Source organism: Pseudomonas cuatrocienegasensis (assembly GCF_900110925.1).
GTDB classification, from domain to species: domain Bacteria; phylum Pseudomonadota; class Gammaproteobacteria; order Pseudomonadales; family Pseudomonadaceae; genus Aquipseudomonas; species Aquipseudomonas cuatrocienegasensis.
Genome location: NZ_FOFP01000013.1, coordinates 1 through 25,620, shown reverse-complemented (window position 1 = coordinate 25,620; position 25,620 = coordinate 1). Strand labels below are relative to the sequence as shown.

At 53.2% G+C, this 25,620-nt stretch carries 25 protein-coding genes; 20 read left to right on the top strand and 5 right to left on the bottom strand.

All coding sequences use genetic code 11. The annotated features are described in order from the left end of the window. Positions 1-2 precede the first annotated feature (2 nt). From BMW49_RS24610 to BMW49_RS17115, 6 genes are all read left to right on the top strand, one after another. Positions 3-545 carry a hypothetical protein gene (locus tag BMW49_RS24610; RefSeq protein ID WP_139133820.1) on the top strand — a complete coding sequence of 181 codons (543 nt, stop codon included), beginning with the start codon at positions 3-5 and terminating at the stop codon, positions 543-545. Positions 546-586: 41 nt separating this feature from the next. Then, a complete protein-coding gene (locus tag BMW49_RS24605) occupies positions 587-1,165 on the top strand; it encodes a hypothetical protein (protein ID WP_139133819.1) in 579 nt (192 codons plus the stop codon). A gap of 88 nt (positions 1,166-1,253) precedes the next feature. Continuing rightward, positions 1,254-1,811: a polysaccharide biosynthesis/export family protein gene (locus BMW49_RS17130; protein WP_069518691.1), complete on the top strand. Its 558-nt coding sequence runs from the start codon at positions 1,254-1,256 to the stop codon at positions 1,809-1,811. 44 nt (positions 1,812-1,855) lie between these two features. Beyond that, entirely contained in the window at positions 1,856-2,947 is a 1,092-nt protein-coding gene (locus BMW49_RS17125; protein WP_244168369.1) for a hypothetical protein, read from the top strand. 20 nt (positions 2,948-2,967) lie between these two features. Next, positions 2,968-4,533: a GumC family protein gene (locus BMW49_RS17120; protein WP_069518879.1), complete on the top strand. Its 1,566-nt coding sequence runs from the start codon at positions 2,968-2,970 to the stop codon at positions 4,531-4,533. An 11-nt stretch (positions 4,534-4,544) separates the two neighbouring features. Next, complete coding sequence (locus BMW49_RS17115; protein WP_069518688.1) at positions 4,545-5,357, top strand: CpsD/CapB family tyrosine-protein kinase; 813 nt, start codon at positions 4,545-4,547, stop codon at positions 5,355-5,357. A gap of 90 nt (positions 5,358-5,447) precedes the next feature. On the opposite strand, the gene galE is transcribed toward BMW49_RS17115, so the two are convergent. The 3 genes from galE to BMW49_RS17100 all read right to left on the bottom strand — a co-directional run bounded on the left by galE (position 5,448) and on the right by BMW49_RS17100 (position 10,881). Further along, on the bottom strand, positions 5,448-6,440 hold the full coding sequence (galE, locus tag BMW49_RS17110) for a UDP-glucose 4-epimerase GalE (protein WP_069518686.1): 993 nt from the start codon (positions 6,438-6,440) through the stop codon (positions 5,448-5,450). A 270-nt stretch (positions 6,441-6,710) separates the two neighbouring features. Further along, positions 6,711-9,305 (bottom strand): glycosyl hydrolase family 5, encoded by a 2,595-nt coding sequence (locus BMW49_RS17105; RefSeq protein ID WP_069518684.1) that lies wholly within the window; start codon positions 9,303-9,305, stop codon positions 6,711-6,713. 64 nt (positions 9,306-9,369) lie between these two features. After that, on the bottom strand, positions 9,370-10,881 hold the full coding sequence (locus tag BMW49_RS17100; RefSeq protein ID WP_069518682.1) for an O-antigen ligase family protein: 1,512 nt from the start codon (positions 10,879-10,881) through the stop codon (positions 9,370-9,372). 96 nt (positions 10,882-10,977) lie between these two features. On the opposite strand from BMW49_RS17100, the gene BMW49_RS17095 reads away from it, so the two are divergent. The 13 genes from BMW49_RS17095 (at position 10,978) to BMW49_RS17030 (ending at position 24,334) form a co-directional block, all read left to right on the top strand. Further along, the gene (locus tag BMW49_RS17095; protein WP_069518680.1) at positions 10,978-12,354 is read left to right on the top strand and encodes an oligosaccharide flippase family protein; all 1,377 of its coding nucleotides are present in this window, start codon (positions 10,978-10,980) and stop codon (positions 12,352-12,354) included. A 311-nt stretch (positions 12,355-12,665) separates the two neighbouring features. Continuing rightward, complete coding sequence (locus BMW49_RS17085) at positions 12,666-14,114, top strand: FAD-dependent oxidoreductase (RefSeq protein ID WP_069518877.1); 1,449 nt, start codon at positions 12,666-12,668, stop codon at positions 14,112-14,114. Positions 14,115-14,292: 178 nt separating this feature from the next. Then, complete coding sequence (locus BMW49_RS17080; RefSeq protein ID WP_069518678.1) at positions 14,293-14,904, top strand: acyltransferase; 612 nt, start codon at positions 14,293-14,295, stop codon at positions 14,902-14,904. A 325-nt stretch (positions 14,905-15,229) separates the two neighbouring features. Continuing rightward, positions 15,230-16,096, top strand: coding sequence for a polysaccharide pyruvyl transferase family protein (locus BMW49_RS17075; protein WP_167362815.1), 867 nt, complete (start codon positions 15,230-15,232; stop codon positions 16,094-16,096). A 90-nt stretch (positions 16,097-16,186) separates the two neighbouring features. After that, entirely contained in the window at positions 16,187-17,137 is a 951-nt protein-coding gene (locus BMW49_RS17070) for a glycosyltransferase family 2 protein (RefSeq protein WP_069518676.1), read from the top strand. 11 nt (positions 17,138-17,148) lie between these two features. After that, positions 17,149-17,733: a serine O-acetyltransferase gene (locus BMW49_RS17065; protein WP_083251731.1), complete on the top strand. Its 585-nt coding sequence runs from the start codon at positions 17,149-17,151 to the stop codon at positions 17,731-17,733. Between the two features lie 76 nt (positions 17,734-17,809). Beyond that, entirely contained in the window at positions 17,810-18,538 is a 729-nt protein-coding gene (locus BMW49_RS17060; protein ID WP_083251730.1) for a glycosyltransferase family 25 protein, read from the top strand. A 9-nt stretch (positions 18,539-18,547) separates the two neighbouring features. After that, positions 18,548-19,525 carry a glycosyltransferase family 2 protein gene (locus BMW49_RS17055; RefSeq protein WP_069518871.1) on the top strand — a complete coding sequence of 326 codons (978 nt, stop codon included), beginning with the start codon at positions 18,548-18,550 and terminating at the stop codon, positions 19,523-19,525. 9 nt (positions 19,526-19,534) lie between these two features. Continuing rightward, a complete protein-coding gene (locus BMW49_RS17050; protein WP_244168368.1) occupies positions 19,535-20,050 on the top strand; it encodes a serine O-acetyltransferase in 516 nt (171 codons plus the stop codon). A gap of 4 nt (positions 20,051-20,054) precedes the next feature. After that, a complete protein-coding gene (locus BMW49_RS17045; RefSeq protein WP_069518672.1) occupies positions 20,055-21,257 on the top strand; it encodes a glycosyltransferase in 1,203 nt (400 codons plus the stop codon). Then, positions 21,254-22,441 carry a glycosyltransferase family 2 protein gene (locus BMW49_RS17040; protein ID WP_069518669.1) on the top strand — a complete coding sequence of 396 codons (1,188 nt, stop codon included), beginning with the start codon at positions 21,254-21,256 and terminating at the stop codon, positions 22,439-22,441. Before BMW49_RS17045 ends, BMW49_RS17040 begins: the two co-directional genes overlap by 4 nt. Then, on the top strand, positions 22,441-23,181 hold the full coding sequence (locus tag BMW49_RS17035; protein ID WP_069518667.1) for a WecB/TagA/CpsF family glycosyltransferase: 741 nt from the start codon (positions 22,441-22,443) through the stop codon (positions 23,179-23,181). Before BMW49_RS17040 ends, BMW49_RS17035 begins: the two co-directional genes overlap by 1 nt. A 151-nt stretch (positions 23,182-23,332) precedes the next feature. Further along, positions 23,333-24,334, top strand: coding sequence for an acyltransferase family protein (locus BMW49_RS17030; RefSeq protein ID WP_083251729.1), 1,002 nt, complete (start codon positions 23,333-23,335; stop codon positions 24,332-24,334). A 125-nt stretch (positions 24,335-24,459) separates the two neighbouring features. Here the strand turns inward: BMW49_RS17030 and BMW49_RS17025 are convergent, their stop codons facing one another. Continuing rightward, complete coding sequence (locus tag BMW49_RS17025) at positions 24,460-24,795, bottom strand: IS66 family transposase (RefSeq protein WP_069518665.1); 336 nt, start codon at positions 24,793-24,795, stop codon at positions 24,460-24,462. A gap of 80 nt (positions 24,796-24,875) precedes the next feature. On the opposite strand from BMW49_RS17025, the gene BMW49_RS17020 reads away from it, so the two are divergent. Then, the gene (locus tag BMW49_RS17020; protein ID WP_069518663.1) at positions 24,876-25,112 is read left to right on the top strand and encodes a hypothetical protein; all 237 of its coding nucleotides are present in this window, start codon (positions 24,876-24,878) and stop codon (positions 25,110-25,112) included. A 199-nt stretch (positions 25,113-25,311) separates the two neighbouring features. On the opposite strand, the gene BMW49_RS17015 is transcribed toward BMW49_RS17020, so the two are convergent. Further along, a partial coding sequence (locus BMW49_RS17015) for a transposase domain-containing protein (RefSeq protein ID WP_139205705.1) occupies positions 25,312-25,620 on the bottom strand: 309 nt, incomplete at its 5' end.

Sequence of the window (25,620 nt, the reverse complement as noted above, 5' to 3'; positions counted from 1 at the left end):
TGATGCGCCTAGTGCTTTTGACCAAATCAGCCTTGACAGCCATGTTGTTGCTTTTAGGCGGAGCGTCGATTTCTTGCGTCCAGGCCGCTGGCTTGTCGCTTGAGGTTGAGAATCCAGGCAGTACTGCCCAAGGGGCCGGATCTTTGTGGGGTGTGCCCTCTAGCATTGAATCGGCCCAGGTGCATCTACCTGAGATTGGTGCATTTGTTTTTCTAGCCAGTCCTTCTCTCGAGCCTGATGGGGCGAGTGTGAATGACGGTGCTGCTGGTAAATTACTGCTGCGTGATCGTCTAGGCGCAGCGGATAAATCGGCCGGTCTTCTCGGATATTGGGCCAGTACTGGCTCATTCGATGGCTTGATTACGGCGCTTGTTGAAGGTCGTTTTAGGGTTGGTTTGCATGCTCAGGCCATTGGATTGACAGGTCAGTCTGTTGCCTTAGCCAATGCCGCTCAACCGAGTGCTGTGCCGCTTTCTGCTGCGGCATGGTTATTTGCTTCCGCGTTGTTTGGTTTCATTGTAGTTGCCAGCCGACGGAAGGTGTAAACAACAATGGCTTTTAAACGTTCGCGGTATGAGAGGTATTTATGAAAATGATTCGAAAACTGGGCTTGGCGGCAGTATTGCTAGCCTCTGCACAAGTGGCCACGGCTGCAACTGTTCCAAACATGGGCTTTGAAAGCGGCATTGCTCCTTGGGCTGGTACAGGGACAGTTGGCAACAATGCTTCGCTGGCATATGAAGGCAGTTCGTACGGCCAGTTGGTAGGCAATCAAACTCTGTTCCAGATAGTAAATCTGGCAGCTGGGCAGACGTATGAGTTCATGTGGCGTTTTATTTCGGGAGAAACAATGCCGAATAACGACACTTCATTTGTAGTCACCGACCAAGGTTACAATTTGCTGGCAAATGTGGCGACTTTGAATGCCGTCGGCGATACCGGTTGGCAGTACTTCAGCTGGGTGCCTCAACAGGCCTACAATGGTCCGCTGGTGTTTGGCGTGAGCAACATCCTTAACGGTAATGTTGATTCAACGCTTCTGCTTGACGCCGCCGTGCCTCTGCCAGGTGCTGCCCTGTTGTTCGGCTCTGCCTTGCTAGGTGCCGGTATGATGCGTCGCCGTAAACTGGCTGCTGCCAAGAAGTCCGAGATGGTTGCTGCTTAATCGTAGCGATGGCTGGACGAAGGGGGGGGGGCGACCTCCCCTTTTTTTATTCTTGATGATAATAAGCTACTGAATCGGAGACATCTCGATGTTGCGTTTGTTTTTGCTTACGTTCGTTATGCTGGCTGTCAGTAGTGGATTTGCCAGTGCTGAGGAAAAAGTTGCGCCCTACCTGCTTAATCCAGGTGATGTCGTTCTGGTATCCGTTTGGCGTGAAGAAAGCTTGCAGCTGGAAGTGCGTGTGCTTCCTGATGGCAGCGTTACCTTCCCCTTGGCGGGCCGCGTTCAGGTTGCCGGGCTTGATTCTACTGCTGCTGCAGAAAATATCTCAGTTCGACTCGAGGAGTATTTGCCTGATCCCAGTGTCAGTGTTGTTGTCACCGGCATCGAAGGCAATCGTGTTTATGTACTGGGTAAAGTAACTAGGCCTGGTCCGGTGGTGTTGACGGGGCCAACGTCTGTGTTGCAGGCACTTAGTCTTTCGGGCGGGCTCGACAAGTTTGCCGATGAGGGTGCGATAAAAATTATACGTCACAGCGGTCAGGGCCAGGAAATCCTGCCGATTGATTACAAAGACCTGATTTCTGGGCGTGATATGGCCACCAATATCCAGCTCCAGGCCGGTGATACTCTGGTTGTGCCCTAACCTTGCGCGATATATCAGAGATGATGTCGCGACGAGCAGCGCGAATGATGACGGCTTCCCTGGTGTTGCTGTCTTCAGGCGTTGTCCATGCGGCCAGCTGGCAGACCACCGTTGCGCTGCCTATGACCACCGAGCACGACACCAACCCCCGGCTTGATGCCGAGGATGAGAAAGGTGTAACCCGCACAACCATTGCGCCGGATTACACCCTCATAGGTGCTTTTGGCCTGGACGAGCTCCGTTTTGGCATCGGCCTCAATCTCGAGCGATCCTCCGACCAATCCATTGCCCTGGACCGTGAAGATCCCAAGTTGCTATTGGGGTGGCAGCGTGAGACCGAGAGGGGTGGTTTTGGTCTTACTGCGAAATATGATGAGAGCTCGACACTCTTCAGCGAGCTTGAAGAGACCGGTGTGGTCACTGGTGATGGTACGCGCAAGAAATATAATTTGGCCGGAAACTGGCGTGCCGCCATCAGTGAGCGCAGCACACTGGCTAGCGATGCCGACTACACACGTGTCAGGTACGATGTTGATTCGCTAACCAGCTATGACGAGCTATCCACCAAGTTCAGTTGGAGCTATGGGTGGAGCGAGCTTCTCGAGCCCTATGCAGAAGTCTCGCTCAGTCGCTATGAGCCGGTGGGCGGGACCGTAACGGCATCCTCAACCCGGTATGGCCCCATGAGCGGTCTGCGGTTCACTATCTCTGAGCAGCTTCAAGGTGTGTTGCGGGCAGGTGTTAATCAGGTTTCAGGTGACGAAGGCGGCCCCAGCTGGCAGGGCGGTTTTGAGTTGAGCTATATCGGTGAGCGTTTTGATACAAGTATCGACGTCGGTCGTAGTACCATTACCAGCGGGGAGGGCGGCTTTACCGAGGTGAGCCAGCTGCGCGCTAGCTGGAGTTACGCAGTTAGCGAGACTCTGCGAGCGGGTCTTGATGCTTCATTGCAAGATAATAAAAGCACCGCGCCCAATACCATGCGTCAAATCAATCTATGGGCCAGCCAAGAGCTTTCGCCTTTCTGGGTTGCGCGTCTTTCCCTAACGTACAGACAACGTCAGCAAGATGAGCGCCCAGATGCCAGCGCCAACGTACTTGGGGTGACCCTGATTTATAATCACCCCGATTTTTGAATTCCAGCTGTGTGATTATTATGAACTCTGAATACGAAATGTCGCTCAACGATTACCTTGCTGTAATCAAGCGTCGAGCCCTGCTTCTGGGCCTGAGTTTTGCGGTCATACTCGGTGTGAGCTTGGTAGTTGCCGTTACTATTCCGCCTGTGTTCCAGTCAACGGGCACTATTCTCGTTGAATCTCAGCAGATTTCCGCAGATTTAGTCGCGGCGAGCAATACTGCCTATGCTGACGAGCGCATCGAGATCATTCGCCAGCGTGTGATGACCCGTGAACACCTGCTGCGTATCATCGACAAATACAAGCTCTTCAGTAGTGATGGTAAGTCGCTGACGGTTTCAGAGAAGATCGATGAAATGCGTACTTCGATACGAGTTTCTCTGGTCAATGCGGAGGTCAAGGGGCGCGGCTTGGCTACCATTGCCTTTCGAGTTTCCTTCGAGCATCAGCGGCCTGATATTGCGAACAAGGTTGCGAATGAACTGGTTACGTTGTTTCTTGACGAGAACATCAAGCAGCGGACCGAACGTGCAAGTGAAACCACGGAGTTTCTGACCCGTGAGGCAGACAAGCTCAGGGTAGAGCTAGAAAGATTGGAAAATCAGCTTGCTGCTTTCAAGCAAGACAACGGTAACGCTCTGCCAGAACATCAAGAACTGCGCATGAACATGTTGTCACGCACAGAGGCGGAATTGAAAGAAGTTGATCGGGACTACAAGACGGCACAGGAAGAACTGCGGTTTCTGGATCTGGAGTTGTCCGCCGCAAACGCTGGCTTAACAGCCAAGACAGGGTCGGCCTACCCGACTGCAAATGCGTCGCCAAATTTGGCCAGTCTGAAAGCCGAGTACACCCAGCTTCTCTCCCTATATAAAGAAGCGCACCCTGATGTGCGGGCGCTCAAACGTCAAATTGATGCGCTCGAAGCATCCGGCAGCGACGGTGAGAGCGCCTTATCGCAGAGCGATTTGGAGGTTGCCAGAGTTCAGGCCAAAATAGCGGCCGCTAACGCTCGCGTTGTGTCACTTGCCGCACAGAGGCAAGCTTTGCTTGCCAAGATAGAAGGCTACGAGCGCCAAATTTTGCAGACGCCACAAATTGAGCGCGGCCTAGTCACACTGATGCGTGACCACGAGAATGCTCGCAAGAAATATGAAGAAATTCGCACGAAGCAAATGGGTGCGCAGATCTCTGAAAACCTCGAGCAGGAAAACAAGGCTGAGCGTTTTGTACTTCTCGAACCACCGCTAATGCCAGAAAGGCCGGTCAAACCCAATCGTAAGAAAATTGCAGCACTAGGTTTTTTCCTCGCCCTGGCAGGTTCGGGCGGGATGGTCGTTTTTCTGGAAACCTTGAACCAGCGTGTCCGCGGCGCTGATGCCCTGACCAGCGTGCTGGGTAAGCGTATATTAGTCTCGATTCCATACATCTTTACTCAAGCTGAACTGAAACGCCGCAGAAGGTGGCTGGCGATCATGATCGTTTCTGCGATCTTGGTAGTTGTGACCTCACTGGTGCTACTGCATCTCCTATACATGCCGCTGGACCTTCTGGTATTTAAAGCTCTGGCCCGGTTTGAGTAAGGCAAATAGCAATGGAACGAATTAAGCAAGCCATCGAAAAAGCCAAGAAGCAAGCCTCCTCAGGTTTTATAGCCAAGCCACAAGCCTCGTCTGCAGTCGCGCAGCCTCTTGCTGAGCTTGGTGCGCTCAATTATGTGCAGACCAAGGTTATTTCCTTGCGTGCGGAACTCCTTGAGCGAAATCGGATTGTTGCCTACAACAAAAACTCGAACATGAGTTGGTCTTTCGATTTGCTGCGTACGCAAGTGTTGAAAATCATGGAAGAAAATGGCTGGCGTACTCTTGCGATTACTTCCCCCACTCCCGAAGCCGGGAAAACGGTAGTGGCCATTAACTTGGCAATGAGCATCGCTCACCACACGACTAAAACAGCGTTATTGGTTGACTTCGACCTTCGCCGTCCCAAGGTGGGTGCTTACCTTGGCCTGCCGATGGAGCAGTCACTAAACGACTTGCTGTCGGGCGAAGCAGAATTACAAGATGTTCTGGTCAATCCATCCTTACCGCGTTTTGTGGTGTTACCGACACGCAAGTCAGTTTCGCACTCCACTGAAGTGCTTTCTTCGGTAGCTGTTGGTAATTTGATCACTGATCTGCGTGAGCGCTACGACTCACGTATTGTTATTTTTGACCTGCCGCCGTTGCTGAGCTGCGATGACGCAATAGCAGTGTTGCCGAAAATCGACTGCGTCCTCCTGGTCGTCGCCAATGGCATGAACAGCAAGAAAGAAATCGAGGACTGTCTACACCATCTGCCAGCGGCTAATTTGATTGGTACGGTACTCAATAAGATCGAAATTGAGCCGCGTACATACAGTTATTAATAGTCGCGACTGGCCAGGGTCTCCCGCTGGTTACGGAGATACCGATACAGGGCCGATAAGGGAGAATGTGCGGGCTTCACGCCGCGCACGTTACTCGCTCGGATTGTTAGTCCAGGGGTATTGTTGCTCCCAAGCCCAGGCGTGCATCACTATTTGCTCAATCGATGCATATTGTGGCTGCCAACCAAGCACGGCAGTGGCTCTGCGTGCGTCAGCGACAAGACGCGGAGGGTCACCTGCGCGCCGCGGAGCATCGCTGACGGTGATAGCTCGACCGGTGACGCGGCGTGCTGTATCTATCACTTCCTGTACCGAAAATCCCTGACCATTACCTAGGTTGAATGCACTGCTTTCACCTCCGGCCATTAGATAGTCCACTGCAAGGGCATGCGCCTTTACAAGATCGGCAACGTGAATGTAATCACGGATACAGGTTCCGTCGGGGGTATCGTAGTCGCGGCCGAATACGGTGATTGCTGGCCGACGGCAAGATGCTGCCTGGAGTATCAGTGGAATTAGATGAGTCTCCGGCTCATGACGCTCCCCTAACAAGCCTTCAGGGTCAGCTCCTGCGGCGTTAAAGTAGCGCAAGCATACCGACTTGAGCCCGTATGCCCGGTCGAAGTCCTCCAGCATTTGCTCCACCATCCATTTGCTACGACCGTAGGGGTTGATCGCAGCTTTAGGGTGTTCCTCGTCAATAGGCATATAGACCGGATCGCCATAGACGGCTGCAGTCGACGAGAAGATGAAGTTCTTGATTTGCGCTCGCGCCATGGCCTGGAGAAGGGTCAGGGTCGCGGAGAAATTGTTCGCGTAGTACTTGGCCGGTTCGCTAACGGATTCGCCGACCTGAATAAACGAAGCGAAGTGAAATACTGCATCGAAATGGTGCGCAGCGAATAAGGCATCAAGCGCTGCTGCATCGGCTATATCCAGCTCTTCCAGTATGCCGCCGAGCAGCGCGGCCCGGTATCCCGTGGAGAAGTTGTCCGCTACTACCACTAGGTGATTAGCATCAAGCAGATGCTTGACCATGTGAGAGCCGATATAGCCCGCACCGCCAACAACCAGAAACTTCATCTGCATCTCCTGCAAATCGGTACTGTTTCAGCGCGGGTTGAGATTCGCGCAAGCGTAAAAGTTTAAGGTTATGTCCGAGTGTTATCTTGTACTGCCAGGAGTACTTTCTTATCTGCCACGCCCTGTGGCGAATATGCTGCGGTGTCGCTGTTGTAGCTCAATGGCTTAGATCGCACAGACTTGGTGCTGGATGAAAATTTATGCAGGTGCTGCGTTAAGGCCTGCAGAGTGTTCGCACAAGCCACAGTCTATGCCATGCGAGACTGTGAATTATCTCAAAAATAGCCAGTTTGACATCTGTCTATCGTCAAGTTTTATTGTGTAGCGTCCGTCACTGTAGGTCACGGGCAATTCCTTCATTTGTGCAAGTATGCCAGGAGTAAACAGCTTCAAGCCTTCGGGGGCTTGTAAAGTCAGTGTCCCCTCAAGTGGTTCTACATAGAAGGGTGTCTTTTTTCCATCCCTGGGAACAGCGCGGGTACCCAGTGAGATTAGCAAATTCCTTGACTGGCCTACAGGCGTGCTGTCCATGCTTTGTACCGCAACACTGGCGTTTGGAGTATTCACTTGGATATTGAGCGCGCCAAGTACAATCGATTCCCCACCAATCCAGCCTGTCGCAGCCAGGGTACGAGCTGTATTGATTGTATAGATACCTTTTCGCCAGTTGCGTTTCAGTTCGCCCGTATCTGTGGTTGACTCGCTTGCGCCGGCATTGAGCAGTGACTGGCGGGGGTCATTTATTACTTGTGCCTGGGAGGAAAACGTACTCTGTTCAAGCCACGGCAGTTCCGTGGTGTAGGGCATCGCAATTTGCAGCTTACCTTTCTCGACGGCTGTGCGCAGTGCAACTGAGTTCTTGGGTGTGATCTGCTGATTGAATAAGGTGGATGTCGTCGGTGCAAATACGTAGGTTGTCAGCGCCTCGCGAATATCGCCACGGCGGTACATGAGTGCTGCAGCAGGAAGGGTTGCTAGCAGGGCCGGATCGTTGTAAGCGTGCCAGTTTGAGGCCGATATCCGGCGCTCAGTCAACCTTTCCTGACTGTACGCATATTGCATCATGGCATCCCAGCCTTGATGGCTGGCCATACCCGCCATGTAGAGCGGCAGCGTGTGGCGATCCGGCGTCGGGAAGGGTTCGGCGTTCCACTCAGTCACTGTCAGTGGTTTGCCTGCCACTTGGCCTGCGGCAATCCAATGCAACATACCGTCACTAGAGAGTGGGTTCTTTTCCAGTTGACCTGCACCGCCATAGCTGTGCACATCGATTACGTCGCCTGCCGTAAGGGCTGGAAGAGAGCTCAGTCCATTGCCGCCCCACGTGCTGGTGGTCGCAATTGGGACTTTTACGCCCAGTTCACGCAGGTGTTGAATCATGTCCACGTTGAAGCGTTGTTCCAGATCGTTTAGGAATAGCTTCGATGGCCCATGTTCCCAGGCGCGCCAAATTTTATTTTTGGGTAGATTGTGCTGGCGGGCAAAGTTCTCTGCTTCGCTCATATAAATCGCGTTGTGATCAGGCACCTTCTTGTCTGGCAAAAGAGCATTGCCAAAGTGGTGGGTAATGTCGTTCTCGTTGGTGATCAATACAGCGGCGATCGCTGGATCATCCTTGTAGGTAAGGCCGGTATGTGGGTTCACATGAGTTAGATAAGCCTCGGCAAAACGCTTCATTGCTTGCTGAATGGTGATATTGACGTAGGCGTAGCCCTTGAGGCTTGCCTCATCCTTACCTTTGCGTATCTCATCGAAGCCGTAGATGTTGTCACCGTCCTTGAGTGTTCGTCCTACATGCAGGTCAAGCCAGACATAAATACCCTCATCTTTCAGGCACTTTATCCACCAATCAAGTTTTGCCTGTGCCTCGGCGCTCACTTGCTGGGTATTGCTTATGAACTTTTTGTCGCCAAAAATATTTGGGTTTACCCAGGCAGAATCATGGTGGTGCAAGCGCACAAGATTGAAGCCCAGCGCCGAAAGGCGGCGGGCTTGCTGTTTAATTGCATCATCCGGGGTGCCGAATAACGTGTAAGCCGACAGATTTGTGCCCCAGAAACGCGCGGGAGTATTGTCGGCAAATAGCAGCTGTTCGCCCGATGCCTTGACAAAGCCACGTTTGCCAGCAGGTTTTTCTTGTTCGTTGAGGAAGGAAAGATCCACCGGGGAGGTTTTCCAGTCGACTTTATCGCTGGGCCAGGTTTTAGGGTCGACTAAACCAAAACGCTCGGCTGAGGTTGGGCCAAGGGCTATGTCGCCGTCAATGGTCAAAGTGACCTGGAAGTTCTTGACGCCCGGTGTGATGGCGCCTTCGATGAAAAATGCACGCAGCTGAGTTTTGTTGCCCTTCTCAAAATACGTTTTGGCCAGGGCGGGCTCAACATGCATTGTGATTTGTCTATCAGGCGTTTTCCCCCAGGACCAACCGCGGTTATCGGGTAGCAATACCGGATCGCCCATTTCGCTGCCAAGGGTGGCCAGGTCGAATTTGAAAATGATGCCGCCACCGATCACGTCTTGCTTTGCACTTCTAGCGTCTAGGCTGACGTCCCAGACTAAGGTCTGTTGATTTTCCTTCTGAATATTGGCGGATAGCTTGAAGTCCAACGCTTTGTTTTCGCCGGCCAAGGTATAGCGATAAGGTGCCGCTACCTTGAACTCGGTAGGCATATAGGCCCAGGCCCAGTTGCTTCCCCAGAAATTGAGGGAGGCCGAAATGGCGGGGTTTCCGCCTTGCATCAGCAGCGGTAAGCCGCTGCGCTCATCCACGCTGGCGACCCAGTCTGATGCCCAGCCAGCAGATGGGGAAAGGCCCAGGGGCACAAGGAACAAGAAGGTCTTGATGCGGCGCAGAAGAGTATTCATGGACGTCACCTGGTTGAAAAGTGGGCACTCCCAGGCTTGCGGCCTGGCCGGTGCGCAGATGAAGCTAAGTGGCAATCGGGGTTGTCACATGAAGGGGTTTAAGGCTCCGCACCATCTGAATATAGGCAACGCCAAGCCCTGCCAGAGACCAATACACCACAGGGATCGCTGAAATGCTGCTTACAGTTGTAATTGTGAGTAGCACCCCTAGCAGGGTAGCCAATAATGCGCGGCCAAGCCGCAAGGTTTCATCGTCTTTATCCTGAAAGGTGCGCAGAGACTTGCGAATGCCAAGCACAATGGTTGCAAAGAAACCGGCGAAAAGTGCCAGGCCAAGCAATCCACTCTCCAATGTCACTCTGAGGTAGGTGTTAACGATGTCGATGATGCCTTGCCCCTGAATCATTGATCGCATTTCAGGTGTGTTGAGGAAATCGACAGAGCCGAGCAAGGGGTTGCGCTGTATGACAATCACCGCATTATCGAACAAGCGCTCGCGGTAGGTGATGTTGCCTTTCTCGAGTGTGCCGATGTAAGGCAGTAAATCGATCAGCTTGTTGCCGCCCGGGATAATGCTCAGCAGGGGGAGCGAGAGTAGTGCCGCAAGCCCCAACAGCATCAAGCGTTTGGCTGCGTTGCGGCCAGTGGCAATAAACACCATGATCATCGCGGCTGCGCCGACCCAAGGGCCGCGCGACAGTGGTGCAAATAAACCCGCGGCCAGCAACAGGGCGCCGAGGCGTTGCTGCAACCGGCTGCGCACGCTGGAGTGCAAGAACAGATAGAAGCCTATCGCCACGCTGATTATGTAGCCGAGCACAATGGCTTGCCCCGTGCTGGCGCTTGCTCGTAGTGAGCCGCCGCGGCCCAGGTAATTGGACATGCCCCCGCGCATGCCCATGGCATCGATCAACGAGTTATACAGCAGCCAGTGGCGGGTATATTCGAATACGCCAATCAGTGCCAGCACCATGGCCGCCAAGGCAAATGCCAGCATGGCGTCCTTGAACTCGCTGAGTTGCTTGAGTGCTCGGCTGGCTACGTAATAGGGCAAAAATACATCGGTGAACAGGTACAGCGTCTGACGTAAGGTGTCAGTGAGTGTGGTTTCGCGCAGGTGCAGCAGGGCGCTCAACAGCAGGTGCAGTGCCAGCAGTTTGTCTGGCCAGGTACGGCCAAACGGCAGTGTGCCTGCTCGCCTGGCTAACGCTACAAAAGCGGGCAACAAAATCAACAGTGCAAGCAGGCGTAAATGATCAAGTATGAAGAAATAGTTGATCAGGCCGAATCCGGGAACCGGCACGGGTGCAGGTGGTATGAGGAATAAAAGTATGAAGAACAGGGCCAAAGGGTTGCGTTCACGGCGCTGGGCGATGGTCAGCACAACCACCGTAATCAATGCATAGAGCCAAAAGCTGTGTGAAATAAAAGCCAGAACTGAGAGTGCTAACCAAAGGTTACGTCGACGTTTGAAGTCGCTGTTTGGGATCAGATCAGCAGCTGGGCTGCGTGCAAAGGCAAAAACGATGCAGGCCAGAACCAGAATGACGATGAGTGCGCGTAAGTGCTCAGGCATGGGGTATCGAAAAAACCTGGGTTATGGGTGGGTGAAGATGTATGTCCTAATGGCCAGTATGGTAACTTGCTAGCCACTGAATCAGGGAACGATGTTATGGCTTCCGGTGATATATCACCATCTATGAACCTTCGCAGACGGGCGTTATCTGCAAGCGTTTGGAATTTGGGTGCCCTTGTAACCTCCCAGGCTATGCGCTTGGGGGGCAATCTCGTCATGGCTCGCCTGCTGATGCCGGAAATGTTTGGCGTCATGGTCATCGCCACCACTGTTGCGGTGGTTCTGGCCTTGCTGTCCGACATGGGCTTGCGCCAGAACATTATCCAAAGCCCTCGCGGCAGTGATCCGGTGTTTCTCAATACCGCCTGGACGGTACAGATTCTGCGCGGTTTTGTGCTTTTCGCGCTGTCGCTGCTGGTTGCTAGCTTTGCTTGGTATGCGCAAGTTATCAACCTATCGCCTGCGGGGTCGACCTATGCGGCGCCTGAGTTGCCTCTGGTATTAGCGGTCACCGGTTTTACCGCAGTGATGACCGGGTTCCAGTCGACCAAGCTGGCCTTGGCCTTTCGCACCTTCCAGCAGCGTAAGGTGGTGCTCGCTGAGTTTGCCTCGCAGCTTGTCGGGCTGCTGGTTATGCTTGTTATGGGTTATTTTACCCGCTCGATCTGGTCGCTGGTGGCTGCCGGTTTGGCGGCTACCATGGTCAGCACAACGCTCAGTCATGTCTGGTTTCATGGGCCAGCCAACCGGTTGCAATGGGACAGTTCGGCACTTAAGGAGCTGATCGCTTTCGGGCGCTGGGTGTTGCTGTCGTCGGCGGTAGGAGTGCTGGCCGCCCATGGCGATCGTATTTGGTTTGGCGGTAGCATGTCGGCCGCCGAGCTGGGCGTTTACTCCATTGCCGTGCTGCTACTGGGGGCCATCGAAATTGCCGTGCGTCGATTGGCTGCGGCAGTGGCGCTACCGGCCTTGAGTGAGCTGGCAAGAGGTGGCGATGCGGTGCGACTGCGCGCTTTGTATTACCGCTTCCGGCTGTTTATCGATCTTGCTTTGCTATTTGCCTGTGGCCTGCTATTGACGCTTAGCCCGCTGATTATCAGTTGGCTGTACGATGCGCGTTATGCCGATGCGGGCAATAAGCTGGCCATTCTGTCGCTCTCTCTTTTTACCTTGCGCTTCACGCTTGCTCATCAAGCGTGGCTTGCCCTGGGCTTAACCAAATACCTGGCTGTGGATAACCTCATTCGCTTCGTTTCGCTATGGACGTTGCTCCCGTTGCTGCTGGCGTTGGGCGGCACGACTTATGCATTGTGGGGTGTTGCCCTGTATTCGCTCCCTACACTTTTTTTTGTTGTGTATATAAATCGCCGCTTGGGTCTATTCGATGTGCGGCGCGAGCTTGTTGTATTGCCGATGTTGCCGCTGGGCGCTTTGCTCGGAGCGTTGCTGATGAGGTTTTTAGAATATATTTGACGCCTGTGTCTGTGGCTTTTGGATGCAGAAGTGAGCGGCCATTGATGAGTGTTTAATGGCGCTCTAAGTAAATTTATATTCTCGTGCTTTTGTAATTAAATGCATATGGAGCTTTGGTTTATGCAAGCTATTGATAAAAGAAAAACTGGCATTGGGCGTAGAGGCTTTCTTCGAGTGCTGGCTCTTCTGGGCGTGGGGGCGGCGACGTGGGGGCTTCACAAGATTATTGAGTTACCTGCGGATGAGCGTTCGGATTTCGTCGTTGTCAATGGATGGGTGTTGCCAGCCCAGTATTTTCGGCGGGCACCAAGATGATTAGAGATTACCAGTCTCAGAAAGAACTCCTTGAGCTTTACGACGTCTGCATTGTAGGTGGTGGGCCTGCGGGTATTACGCTGGCGTTGCGTTTGGCCGGGAATGGCTGGCGTGTAGCCCTCGTCGAGGGCGGCGGTCATGAATACTCGGCGCGTTCTCAAGCACTTTATCAATCCACCTCTTCGGGGCTCAATGCATATGTCGATGCAATGCGCCTGCGCTTTCTTGGAGGGACCTCTAACCACTGGACCGGTCGTTGTCGGCCCTTTGAGCGGTCTGATTTCGCCATGCCGACTGCTGGTGGCCTACCCGGTTGGCCAATAGCCTTTTCCGAAATTGAGCATTACTTGGCGCAAGCCATGGATATTTTGGACTTGCCTGCCAAGTCTGATTTCAAGGCTATTAATGAGGCTCTGCCCGGCGGTGATTTTGATGCTGACCGTTTCTTGCTCAGCCCGCCGACACGATTTGCCCAGAAGTACGACCAAGCGTTGCGTGATACCGAAGGACTGGATGTATTTATTAATTGCAATTGTGTTGATCTGGACTTTGCTAGCGAGACGGGTGAGATAGCGGCTGTAGTGGTGTCTGATTACGATCTGCGACGAGGGAATATCAAGGCTAGGCATTATGTGCTGGCTGCGGGTGCAATCGAGAATGCGAGACAGCTACTGAATAGTGAGTCTTTGCTTGCTGCAGGGGTTACCAGTCAGGACGGTATTACGGGTAGCTGTTTTATGGAGCACCTGAATATTGATATTGGGACTTTTATTCTGGCCGGTGACTTGGGTACGTCGCGACGTCAATATTTCACCACGGATGCCTTTATCGAGAAGCACCAGGTTGGTAAAGGGAATATGACTTTTTCGTTGCTTGCTGAGGTTAAATCTTATGGCCGCACAGCTGCGATAAAAGATTTTTTCAAGAATATAGCGTGTGAAATCGGTGTTGCCGATAAAGTTGATTTTATTGCAAAGTTCAATTGCCCGGGTGATGGGTTGATTAGCACGTTAATTGAGCAGGTGCCTAACCAGAAAAGTCGTGTCTCATTACTTGATGAGCGTGATGGGTTAGGGGTGCGCAAAGCAAACCTGCACTGGGAGCTTAGCCCCGAAGATCGAAAGACTATTAAAACGCTCGGGCTTGAAGTCGCGAAACGGTTTTCCGAAGCGGGTCTTGGTTTCGTCAAATTACATGAAAATATCTATGACATCGATCTGCCGCTTGAGGTTAACCCCCATGCCCATCACATGGGGACTACACGAATGGCAGAAACTGCTGAATATGGCGTAGTCGACAAGAATTGCAAAGTATTCGGTGTGGATAATTTGTATGTGGCTGGAAGCAGTATTTTTGCTACAGGCGGTGCCTGTAATCCTACTATGCCTATCCTGCAACTTGCCTTGAGACTGGCCGATCATCTTGATGAGCGTATGAAGGTTTAGTAAGCAGAGACACCTGAATGCAGCTGACATGGGTAGGTGCATGGTGACAATTTGTATTTTGCTTTATGGCATAAGGATTGCTATTTGAATCTTCTACGTGAGCGGTATGTCTGGCCGTAAAGAGTGATTGTCACTGTTGTCGGTTTTTGTAAAGCGCTGGTCTTTCGAGGCAAACAGAATGATTGGGGTGGTTAGGCGGGCAGTGGCGTTTATCGCCAGACGAACCGGGCGTGGACGCTCGCTATATAAGCGGCTGTGTAGCCCCAGCGCTTTCGAGTGGGCCGAGTACTTGGCCCGTTGGGGCGGGTTACACTCTGTGGGCCAAAGCGTGCGAATTAGCCTTGGCTGTAATATTACCGATCCCACCTTGGTGCGGATCGGCAGCAATGTGACCTTGGCTGATTGTACGTTGCTTGGGCATGACGGCGTGATCCGTATACTCAATGCCCGCTTTGATAAAAAACTTGATTCAGTCGGCCCCATCGATATACGCGACAACTGCTTTATCGGCTATGGGGCTATTGTCATGCCGCGTGTCAATATAGGCCCGGATTCCATTGTTTCAGCGGGAGCAGTAGTCACCAAGGATGTGCCGCCGGGCGTGGTGGTTGGTGGTAATCCGGCAAAAGTCATTTGCACGACCGAAGAGTTGGTGGCGCGAATGGAAGCGCGTGCTGAAACCTATCCGTGGATTGAGCTGATCCGGCAACGCGAAGGTGCTTATGACCCGCGCATAGAGCCGATGCTTAAGGTCATGCGCTCGACATTCTTCTTCGGCGAAAAGACATAACGAGACAGTGATGTTGCGGAATTAATATTTTCGCGAACATAAAAAGAAATCTGAGGGAAATATTTATTCATTAAACTGTTGGTTGTCATCAGCCCATGACTGTGCGCCAGGCTTGGTAAGCGCCTATTTTCGATTGTCCGAGAAATTGTCCAGCAAGGCAGGATATCAGTGCGGTGGTAGTCGGCAATTGCTCAGGCGACGACTCGGCGGAATTTCTTCAGCAGGGCCTGGCGCAAATGTATCTGCGCGTTCCAGCGACTTTTATGCCGTCGGTGCGCAATGGCGATTTTGCCTGCGGTAATAATGAGTTTTGGGGGGTGTTGATTTGAAGTCTACTATTGAGGCTTTCTTAAAAAATTTTGTTGGTGAGCGTGTACTGTTTGCGCCGAACCCAGGTAATGCGGGTGATTCAGTAATCGCTTGTGCAGAATATCAGTTACTTGATCGACTCGGAATTGACTATAGTGTTGTTCCTTTGGATATTGATCCGTCTAAAACCAAAGGTGCAGTGATTTTCTATGGTGGCGGTGGTAATTTAGTCGCTCCTTATCCGAATGCTAGGAATTTTATCTCTCGGCACCATGAGCATGCGAAGCGCCTTGTTATTCTCCCCCATACCATCGTCGGTTATTCGGAGTTGGTTTCGGCATTAGGTTCGAATGTGGATATCATTTGCAGGGAGCAGGTTTCATATGATTATGTTTCGCGGTTTGTAAGTTCTGCAAAAGTACACTTGATGGATGATGTTGCTTTATCTCTTGATGTTTCGGCGTTATTAACTTCTGCAGGAATTTCCGAAAGTGCCTGGCTGAATAGGCCATTAAGGACTGCAAAACGCTTTGTCAGAGTTTTGCTCCATAGATTTAAAAATGCAAGTCAGCGTAATACGCTCAATTCATTTAGGGGAGACGTTGAGGGTACTGGAAGGGCCGATGCATTGGCTAATTTTGATGTCTCTCAGATGCTCGCGGCAGATAGTATGTCAGTTTTAGATTCTGTAATTGCGACGCGGTCTTTTATTGGCTTTGTCAGTCAATTCGATGTGGTGCGTACAGATAGATTGCATGTATGTATTGTTTCGTTACTGCTCAATAAAGAAGTGCATTTTTTCGATAATTCTTATGGGAAGAATCGTGCGGTCTATGAGTTTTCCATGGCTGGCCGGTATCCTAATATAAGCTGGTGTGATTGATTGCTTTTGGTTGTCGTGATTGTTGATGATGTGTAGTTAAAGCTGTACGAAGTCATTCGCGCGAGCACACTAAAAAGTGCGAGGTTTTTTATGAGGCTGTTAGTTGTCATTGTTAATTACCGTACGCCAGGCTTGGCGTTGGACTGTTTGCGCTCGCTGGAGAAGATTGTTCACCCGGGGCTGGATGTCAGTGCGGTGGTGATTGACAACTGTTCCGGCGACGACTCGGCGGAAGTTCTTCAGCAGGGCCTGGCGAACATGCAGCTGCGCGTTCCGGCGACTTTTATGCAGTCGGCGCGCAATGGTGGTTTTGCCTACGGCAATAACGAAGTGTTACGCCAATACTTCTTGCCGCTTGCTGATGTTTCTGCCGATGTGGTGTGGCTATTGAACCCTGATACTTATTTGAAGAACGAAAGTATTTTGCCACTGTTGGAGTTTATGCAGACGAACCCACTGGTCGGCATTATTGGTTCAAAAGTTGAGGACGAGGATGGCACGGTGCGCCGTAGTGCCTTCAGGAAACCGAGTATTTTCTCTGAAGTGGATTCGGCTCTGGCTTTCGGTCCGGTTTCGCGACTGCTGCAGCGTTTTCAGGTGGCGCCAGCTCCTAGCCCGGTTGCTATGCCGGTCGACTGGGTCAGCGGAGCCAGTCTTTTTATACGGGCCGATGTTGTGCGACGCGTCGGCCTTATGGACGAAAACTACTTTATGTACTTCGAGGAAACTGATTACTGCTTGGCCGCCCAGGCTCAAGGCTTTCAGGTTTGGTACTGGCCGGACTTTAGCGTGGTGCATCTGGTCGGCCAGGCGTCCGGGGTGACGGGGTCTACCCGCATGCTCAAACGCAGGCCCAAGTACTGGTTCGATTCCAGGGCGTATTTTTTCCGTAAGAATTTTGGAGGTCTTTACCTGCATATGGCGAACCTGGCTTGGCTGTTGAGCTATCCGCTCGGCCGGCTATGGCAGTGCTTACGGCGCAAGCCCTGTGAGGATCCTCCTCGTTTATGGTGGGACTTCTTGCGCTATTACTACCTGTGAGGCGGGGCACTATGGCCGACTCATCAAAGGTTCGACCCGAGTCTGATGTTCTGCTCGGTACGCGCAATTGCAATCCACCTGGGATCGGTTTTCTGGCGCTGATCAAGGAGGATTTCATCACCCATGAGCGTGATTTGTTCAGTCAGGGTTTTTGGGCCCTGGTCGTGCAGCGTTTTGGTAACTGGCGCATGGGTATTGCTAATCGCTGGCTACGCATGCCGTTCTCGCTGCTCTACAAGGTGCTGGAGAAGTTGGTTGAATGGCTTTGCGGCATCAGCCTCAAGTACACCGTGGTGGTTGGTCGTCGTGTGCGCATCTGGCATCACGGTGGCATGGTGTTGGGCGCTCTGGTCATTGGCGATGATGTGCATATCCGACAAAACACCACCTTTGGCGTCAAACATCGTGGCGATCCTAGGTGGCTGAAGCCCGTCATCGGCAGTCGCTGTGACATTGGCGCCGGAGCGGTAATCGTAGGCGGTATCGAAGTTGGCGATGACAGTTTTATCGGAGCTAACGCAGTACTGGCTCAGTCTGTGCCTGCAAACTCTGTGGTGCTTGCTGTCAAGCCGCAGATAACCGTGAAAAGCCAGTGATGGAACTCAGAAAATCGCCGCAGCGCAACAGTGAGCGTGTATCAAGCTGTGCACTGAAACTAACTCAGGAATGCTGATGAATCATCCACTGGACTATTTCGAACGAATTTTTATCATCAATCTGCCTGCGCGTACGGATCGCCAAGCTGAGATGGCCACTCAGTTGAAAGGTATAGGGCTGAGCCTTGATGATGCCAATATCGAGCTCTTTCCAGCTGTGCGGCCAGATTCGCCTGACGGGTTTCCCAGCATTGGTGCAAGGGGCTGCTTTATGAGCCATCTGGGTGTTTTACGTACGGCGCAGCGGCTGGGGTTGCAGCGCGTGGCGATTTTCGAGGACGACTTGGACTTTGCCGCGAATTTCAATGTGCGGATTGCGTCTGTTATCGAACGGCTGGCAAGTACCAATTGGTCAATGTTCTATGGCGGTTACCACATGGCGCAGCCTTCTCGCGGCCTGGCCCATGACGGGATAGTCGAGAGTCAACCGGATGAGCTGATCGGGACGACCCATTTCGTGGTTTTTCAGGGCGAGGCGATCTCGGCGGCCGTGCACTACTTGGAGCAAATACTCAGTCGGCCTGCGGGAGATCCCGACGGTGGCCCTATGCACGTTGATGGTGCTTATAACTGGTTCAGGCGTGCTAACCCGCAGTTCAAGACGTTATTGATTACGCCAGAGCTTGGCTTCCAGCGTGCGTCACGCACAGACATCCATGACCTGCGTTGGTATGACACTATGCCGCTAGTGCGCCACGGCGCGGCCTATTTACGGCTGTTGAAAAACGCGCTGATGCGGCGCTGAGTGAAGATCATGACTACAGGCGTCGGCGTAGTTGTTATCGGTCGTAATGAGGGCGGACGCCTTGAACGCTGCCTGGCGTCATTGCTCGGTACAGCTGACAAGGTTGTATATGTCGACTCCGGCTCAACTGACGGTTCCGTGCAAATGGCACAAGGGCTTGGGGTTGAGGTTGTCGCGCTGGATATGAGACTGCCCTTCACGGCTGCGCGTGCGCGCAATGAAGGTTTCCAGTGTTTGCAGCGACTGCTGCCAGAAATCGAGTACGTGCAGTTTGTCGATGGTGATTGCGAGGTAGCCGCTGATTGGCTGGCCAAGGCTCAAGCGTTTCTACAAGAGCATCCCTCGGTTGCTGTGGTCTGTGGTCGGCGTCGTGAGCGGTTTCCGCAACGCTCTATTTACAATTATTTATGTGACCTTGAATGGGACACCCCCATCGGTGAGGCGAAAGCCTGTGGGGGCGATGCGCTGATGCGGGCCGATGCCTTCACGGCTGAGGCCGGTTTCCGCGCCGATCTGATCGCCGGAGAAGAGCCGGAGTTATGCGTGCGGCTACGTGCGGCCGGCTGGAAAGTCTGGCGCTTGGACGCTGAAATGACATTGCATGATGCCGCTATGACAAGCTTTGGCCAGTGGTGGCGGCGCACGCTGCGCGGTGGTCACGCGTTTGCCGAGGGGGCATTTCTGCATGGCGCCTCACCTGAGCGGCACTGGCTGCGTGAGTCTCGGCGTGCCTGGCTATGGGGGTTGGGCATACCTGTGGGCGTTGTACTTGCCTGCCTGATCTTGGGTTGGTTGGGGCTGATTCTGCTGCTGGTCTACCCGTTGCAGGTTGCGCGACTCGCCTTGCGGGGAGAGGGGAGCGCTCGCGAGAACTGGTTGCCGGCGCTGTTTCTGGTGCTGGGCAAGTTTCCGGAGATGCTCGGTCAGGTCAAGTTTCTGTTGAGTCGGGTTGGTGCTGGCAAGACAACGCTGATCGAATATAAATAGGTGAACTGAGTGTCTGTGCCATCGGCTGAAATTCCTGACATGTTGCGTGAGCACAAGGCGCTGTTTGCCTGGGCGCCCTCGCGGGCATTGCTCGCGAGCATCCGCGCCTACCAGCAGCATCGTGGTTCGCATAACCCACTGTCGTTATTGCTGCAGAAGTGGGCGGTGCTTCGTCATCGCTTCTGGAGTGTCATCACCGGGGCGGATATTCCTATCACCTCGCAGATAGCGGGTGGCTTGTTGCTACCCCATGCCAACGGTGTGGTTATCCACCCGGATGCGAAAATCGGCCCCAATTGTCTGATCTTCCAACAGGTTACGATCGGGACGCGCGGTTCTGGCGCAGCCCCGCAGATAGGTGGCCATGTGGATATTGGCGCAGGGGCAAAAATATTAGGGCCGATAAGGATTGGCAATCATGTGGTGATTGGTGCCAATGCTGTGGTGCTGGTCGATGTACCGGATAATTGTATGGCGGTAGGCGTTCCTGCTGTTGTTAAACCTCGACCTTGTCAGGAAGATTGAATCGATGCGTATTGCCTACTTTATCAATCAATACCCCAAGGTTAGCCATAGCTTTATTCGCAGAGAGATTCTCGCGCTGGAGCGCAACGGTTTTGAGGTGCAGCGCATCGCCTTGCGCGGCTGGGATGACGGGCTGGTGGATGACGAAGACCTGCGCGAACGCGGGCGCACGCGCTATGTGTTGCAGGAGGGCTTAAGTGGCCTGCTGCGGCCGGTTTTCCAAACGCTGCGTGAGCAGCCGCGACGGTTCTTTTCGGCTCTCCTGCTGGCGTTGCGCATGGGCCGGCGCGCCGACCGCGCCTGGCCATACCACCTGGTCTATTTGGCTGAGGCCTGTCGCCTGTTGCCCTGGTTGCGCGAGTTTGGTGCAACCCATGTACATGCTCATTTCGGTACCAATTCCGCTGAAGTGGTGATGCTGGCCGAAGCTTTGGGAGGGCCGGCCTACAGCTTTACCGTGCATGGCCCGGAAGAGTTCGATAAACCGCAATTCATTCATTTGGGCGAGAAGGTGCGCCGGGCGGCCTTCGTTGTGGCGATTAGCTCCTATGGGCGTAGTCAGCTGTTTCGCTGGGTGGAGCATGCGCACTGGTCAAAGGTGAAGGTGGTGCATTGCGGGCTGGAGCGCACGTTTCACGATGTGCCACCGGTCCCCATGGCCACTGCGCCGCGCCTGGTATGCGTGGGCCGCTTGTGCGAGCAGAAGGGGCAACTGTTGTTGATCCAGGCCGCGGGCTTGCTGGCTGAGCAGGGGCATGAGTTTGAGATCGTGCTGGCCGGTGATGGCGAGATGCGTGCCGAGATCGAGGCATTGATCAAGCGTTACGGCTTGCAGGCGCGCGTGCGTATCACCGGTTGGATCAGCAGCGAGCAGGTACGCTCGGAAATCCTCGCGGCGCGGGCCCTGGTGCTACCGAGCTTTGCCGAAGGCTTGCCAGTGGTGATCATGGAGGCGATGGCGTTGCGCCGGCCGGTGCTGACCACCTATGTCGCGGGTATTCCGGAGCTGGTTTGCCACGGTGAGAATGGCTGGTTGTTCCCCGCTGGATCGGTTGAAGCGTTGGCCGTGGCGTTGGCGGATTGCCTAGCGCAATCTGCTGAGACATTGACGCGCATGGGCGAGGCGGCTTATCAGCGGGTGCTGGAGAGGCATGATATCGATACCGAGGCCGCCAAGTTGGCCGTGTTGTTCGAGGCGCAAGCATGATGGTTTTTCTCAATTGGTTATTGAGTGCACTGCTGATCGTCATCTTTTTGCCGGTATTGGTGCTGTTCCTGCAAGTGGTTCTTGCCTACCTGCCTGCGCGGTCGAAGCCTTCATCGCCGCTATTACGCCCGCGAGTGGCCGTGTTGGTGCCCGCGCACAATGAGTCTTCGGTTATTACCGCAACGCTGAATAGCCTTTTGCCGCAGTTGCGTGAGGGCGACCGCCTGCTGGTGGTGGCGGATAACTGTACGGATGACACCGCCGTGTTGGTCAGGGCGGCGGGAGCGGAGGTAGCCGAGCGCAGTAATGAACAGCAGCGCGGTAAGGGCTATGCGCTGGATTTTGGCGTGCGCTATCTGGCAGCGGATGCGCCTGAAGTGTTGATTATTGTCGATGCCGATTGTCAGGTGCGTGAGGGGTCGATTGACTGTCTGGCAAGTCGCTGTATCCAGTCCGGGCGGCCGACCCAGGCGCTGTATCTGATGCATGCGCCGCAAGGTTCCGGCTTGAAAGTTCGCATTGCCGAATTCGCCTGGTGCGTGAAGAATCTGCTGCGTCCGACCGGCTGGGTGCGCCTCGGCTGGCCTTGCCAACTGATGGGCTCGGGTATGGCCTTTGTCTGGCGCGATCTGGCGCTGATCGACCTGGCCAGCGGCCACATAGTTGAAGATTTGAAGATGGGCTTGGACTTTTGCCGCAACGGCAAGCCGCCACTGTTCTGCCCCGATGCCAACGTCAGCAGTTATTTTCCGCGCAGCGAGGAGGGCTTGAGCAGCCAACGTACGCGCTGGGAGCATGGTCACCTCGGGGTGATCCTCAGCGATGCGCCCAAATTGCTTGTCGAGTCGCTTGGGCGGCGTAACTGGAAGCTGTTGGGCATGACCCTCGATTTGCTGGTTCCACCGCTGGCTTTATTGACCCTGGTGGCTGTTGCGCTATTCGTCCTGGCCTGGCTGCTGTTTGGCCTGAGCGGTCTGCTGGCGCCGGCGATGATTGCAACGGTCGGGGTGGCAATGTTGGGCAGCACCATCCTGCTGGCGTGGTCTCGTTGCGGGCGCGAGATTATTTCGTTCATGTCTCTGCTGTATGCGCCCTTTTACGCCGCGAAAAAAATCCCCCTGTACCTGGGCTTTCTGCTCAAGCGCCAGGTTGATTGGGTTCGTTCGAAACGGGATGAGCACTGATGGATTCTTTGCCTTGGCAGCAACGCTGGCGCGCGCTTGTCGACAAACTCCGGGTGGTCGGCGATCCCGAGGATGAACAACGTTTGATTGAATTTTTGTCGAAACCGAAGGCGCCGACAGTGCTGGGCTTCGTCAATGCCCATGCCATGAACTTAGTGGCGGGTAGCCGCGATTATTACAACGCCCTCGCGGCTGCTGATGTGCTGTTGCGAGACGGTTCCGGTATGACCATCCTGTTTCGCCGGCTTGGCTTAACGCCGGGACTAAATATGAATGGGACCGATTTTATTCCCAAATTACTGGCGGCCTATAAGGGGCGCCGTGTGGCCTTTTGGGGCACCGAAGAGCCCTTTCTGATGAGCGCTGTGCAGTGTAGCGAAACCATGTTTGCGGTAAATGTGGTTTCTGCCGAGCATGGTTTTGCTGAGGTGGAACACTACCTCGACTTAGCGCAGCAACTGCAGCCAGAGTTGATCGTGCTGGGTATGGGCATGCCTAAGCAGGAAGTTGTTGCCGCTAGACTGGCTGTCAGTGGCGCGCCGTGCCTGATTGTGTGCGGGGGCGCGATTTTGGATTTCCTCGGCGGTAAAGTCACCCGGGCTCCACAGTGGCTGCGCCGTCTTGGTTGTGAGTGGGTATTTCGCCTGCTGCGCGAGCCGAAGCGATTATTTCAGCGCTATATATTGGGCAACCCCATATTCTTGTTCCGCACACTGATCTATCTGGATAAGTCTGTTTAGTACCTGGCCGGCCTCAATGGTCGGCCGTGTTATGACAGTGCTGAGCTGTTTAAAGTATGAACTTGCTTAAGTCCTGGCGTCGGTCATTGTGTATCACCATGAGCATATAGGTTATTTTTGTTTTTAATATAGGCTTTCTGTGAGCAATAGCATGAGAGTTTCACACTTAGATTCTCTAAGGGGAGTGGCCTGTATTCTCCTTGTGGTATTCCATATTATTGGCAGTGATTCGGACGTGGGTTTAGGTCTGCCATCGGACTCGCCGTGGTCAAGTTTCAATGTGCTATTTGAGAATCTACGGATGCCGCTTTTTGCATTTCTTGGCGGTGTGGTTTTTTCTTTTAGGGGTTTAAATAAAGGCGAAGAGCGTGTGCTTCTGGTGGGTAAAGTTAAACGCTTATATTTTCCGCTTATCTGTGTTGGTGGAGCGTTTTTATTCGTTCAGGCCAATAGTGGTTACTCCCATGTGCAAGTCGAAGCGCCAGGGATTGGTTACTACTTATCTATTCTCTACTATGCACGCTTTCATTATTGGTTTATCCATGCAATATTCTTGGTTTTTTTGTTTTTGGTCTTCCTGTCGTTGACGGTAGGGGTTAATCGAAAGACGTTGCTCTATTCTTTTTTTGCCTCGGTATTTTTATCTTTTTATATACCTAAAAGCATCCAGTTTTTCTCGTTTTCGGGGTTTATATACCTACTGCCTTATTTCTTACTGGGCAGCCTGCTGCGTCTTTATGGCTTTGAACTGTCGAAGCGTTTGAAGGTTGTATTAATCTGCTCGTTATTGCTTGGGCTGGTCGGTAAATATTATATGCAGTCAAATTTTGGAGGCGTAGGAAGAATCAGTTTTTGTGGGTATCTGATCGGCCTTTCCGGTTGTGCGACCTTGTATTACTCAAGGCTGAAATCCAGTTTTCTTGCGTACATTGGGTGTTATTCATATACGATATTTTTGTTTCATGTGTTCTTTCTTGCCGCGACCAGAGTAGCTCTGCATTATATTGGCGTTGAGAGTATTGCTGTGCATGTGGTGACTGCTTTATTTGTTACGCTTGCCGCGTGCATCGGGGTCCATAAATTATTTGAACGCTATTTTATTTTGTCTTGGTGCTTTTTAGGGCAGCGACCAGTGTTAAGAAAAGTGCCTTAAATGGATATGCTTTCTGGGATTTAAGAGGGGCTGAAAAAGGCTCTCTGATTATTTTATATACACACGTCCTGCTTCCTGAGTCGTACGGTGAAATCACTATCTTCACAGATACTTGGGGCCCTGCGTCACGGGCGCAGGCTCGTGGCTGTAAAAATACGAAGTTTGGGTGTGTCGCTGAACAGCCAGTTCTTGCAGCCGTTGACGATGGGGCGGATGGCGTTCTCGGCGCTGTTGTTGTCGATGGGCAGGTTTGCGCCTTCGATCCAGCGCTCCAGTTTCTCACCAGGTAGTTCACGGCCAGGCTCAGGGTGGTCTTGCCGGCAACCTGCGGTTGGGTTTTGTCCATGATCAAGCAATGGCTGTCTGCGGTGTTGGCGAACGCTCAGGCGCTCGGCGTCGCTGGCGTCTTGCAGGTCTCGCTTGATGCCCGCTTTTGCGGGCACGGCGTTGTAGCAGTGCAAGCCTACTGCCTCCAGTGATGTCCGGCTCTCGGTTGTCACACCCCAATAATTAGCGCTGTCATGACAGGCGAAAAGCCACTATGCTTCTTCGCATGCTTGATGGTGTGCGTGGTGGTTCTATTCGCCGTATTAAGGCAATTCTGCAGGTAACAAAGGACTGGTTCATGCAAGAGCAACGCTACCTCCCAGCTTTACGAGCGCACATCGATTATCTGATCAGTAAGGGGTGGGTTATCGCCATGCGCGACCCGCTCAAATTACAGTTCCGAGATGAAACCTGCGTAGTCATGCACGGCATGCTGATCGGCGAAGATTAGCCTTGGCACTCTGCCTAGCGCTGCAGCTCCCTGAGAGATAAGTGGCTCAGTATCTTCAAAACAATAAATGGAAGTCAGCATCCAAAGATAAGCGCGCTATGGGCTGGTGGAGTTTATGGAGCACATTATCAATGTGGCAGGCCGTATTAAAGTAGCGTAAGCGCTCCATAAACCCCGTCCTGGCGGACGGAGTTTGTTTTCAGGAAGCAGAGGCAGGCGCTGGAGAGCAGTTCCACGGTAGCAGCGCTTCGTAGTCCTCAACGCTGCTGGCGGTCGGTAGACGATCAAGCACATGGCGCAGCCAAGCGTAGGGTTCTTGCCCGTTGGCCTTGGCGGTTTCGATCAGGCTGTAGATCTGGGCGCTGGCGGTGGCACCTTTGGGCGTATCGCTGAACAGCCAGTTCTTGCGGCCGATGACAAACGGGCGGATGGCGTTTTCGGCGCGGTTGTTATCGATGGGCAGGTGCCCGCCTTCGACGTAGCGCTCCAGGCGGCTCCAGTTGTTTGC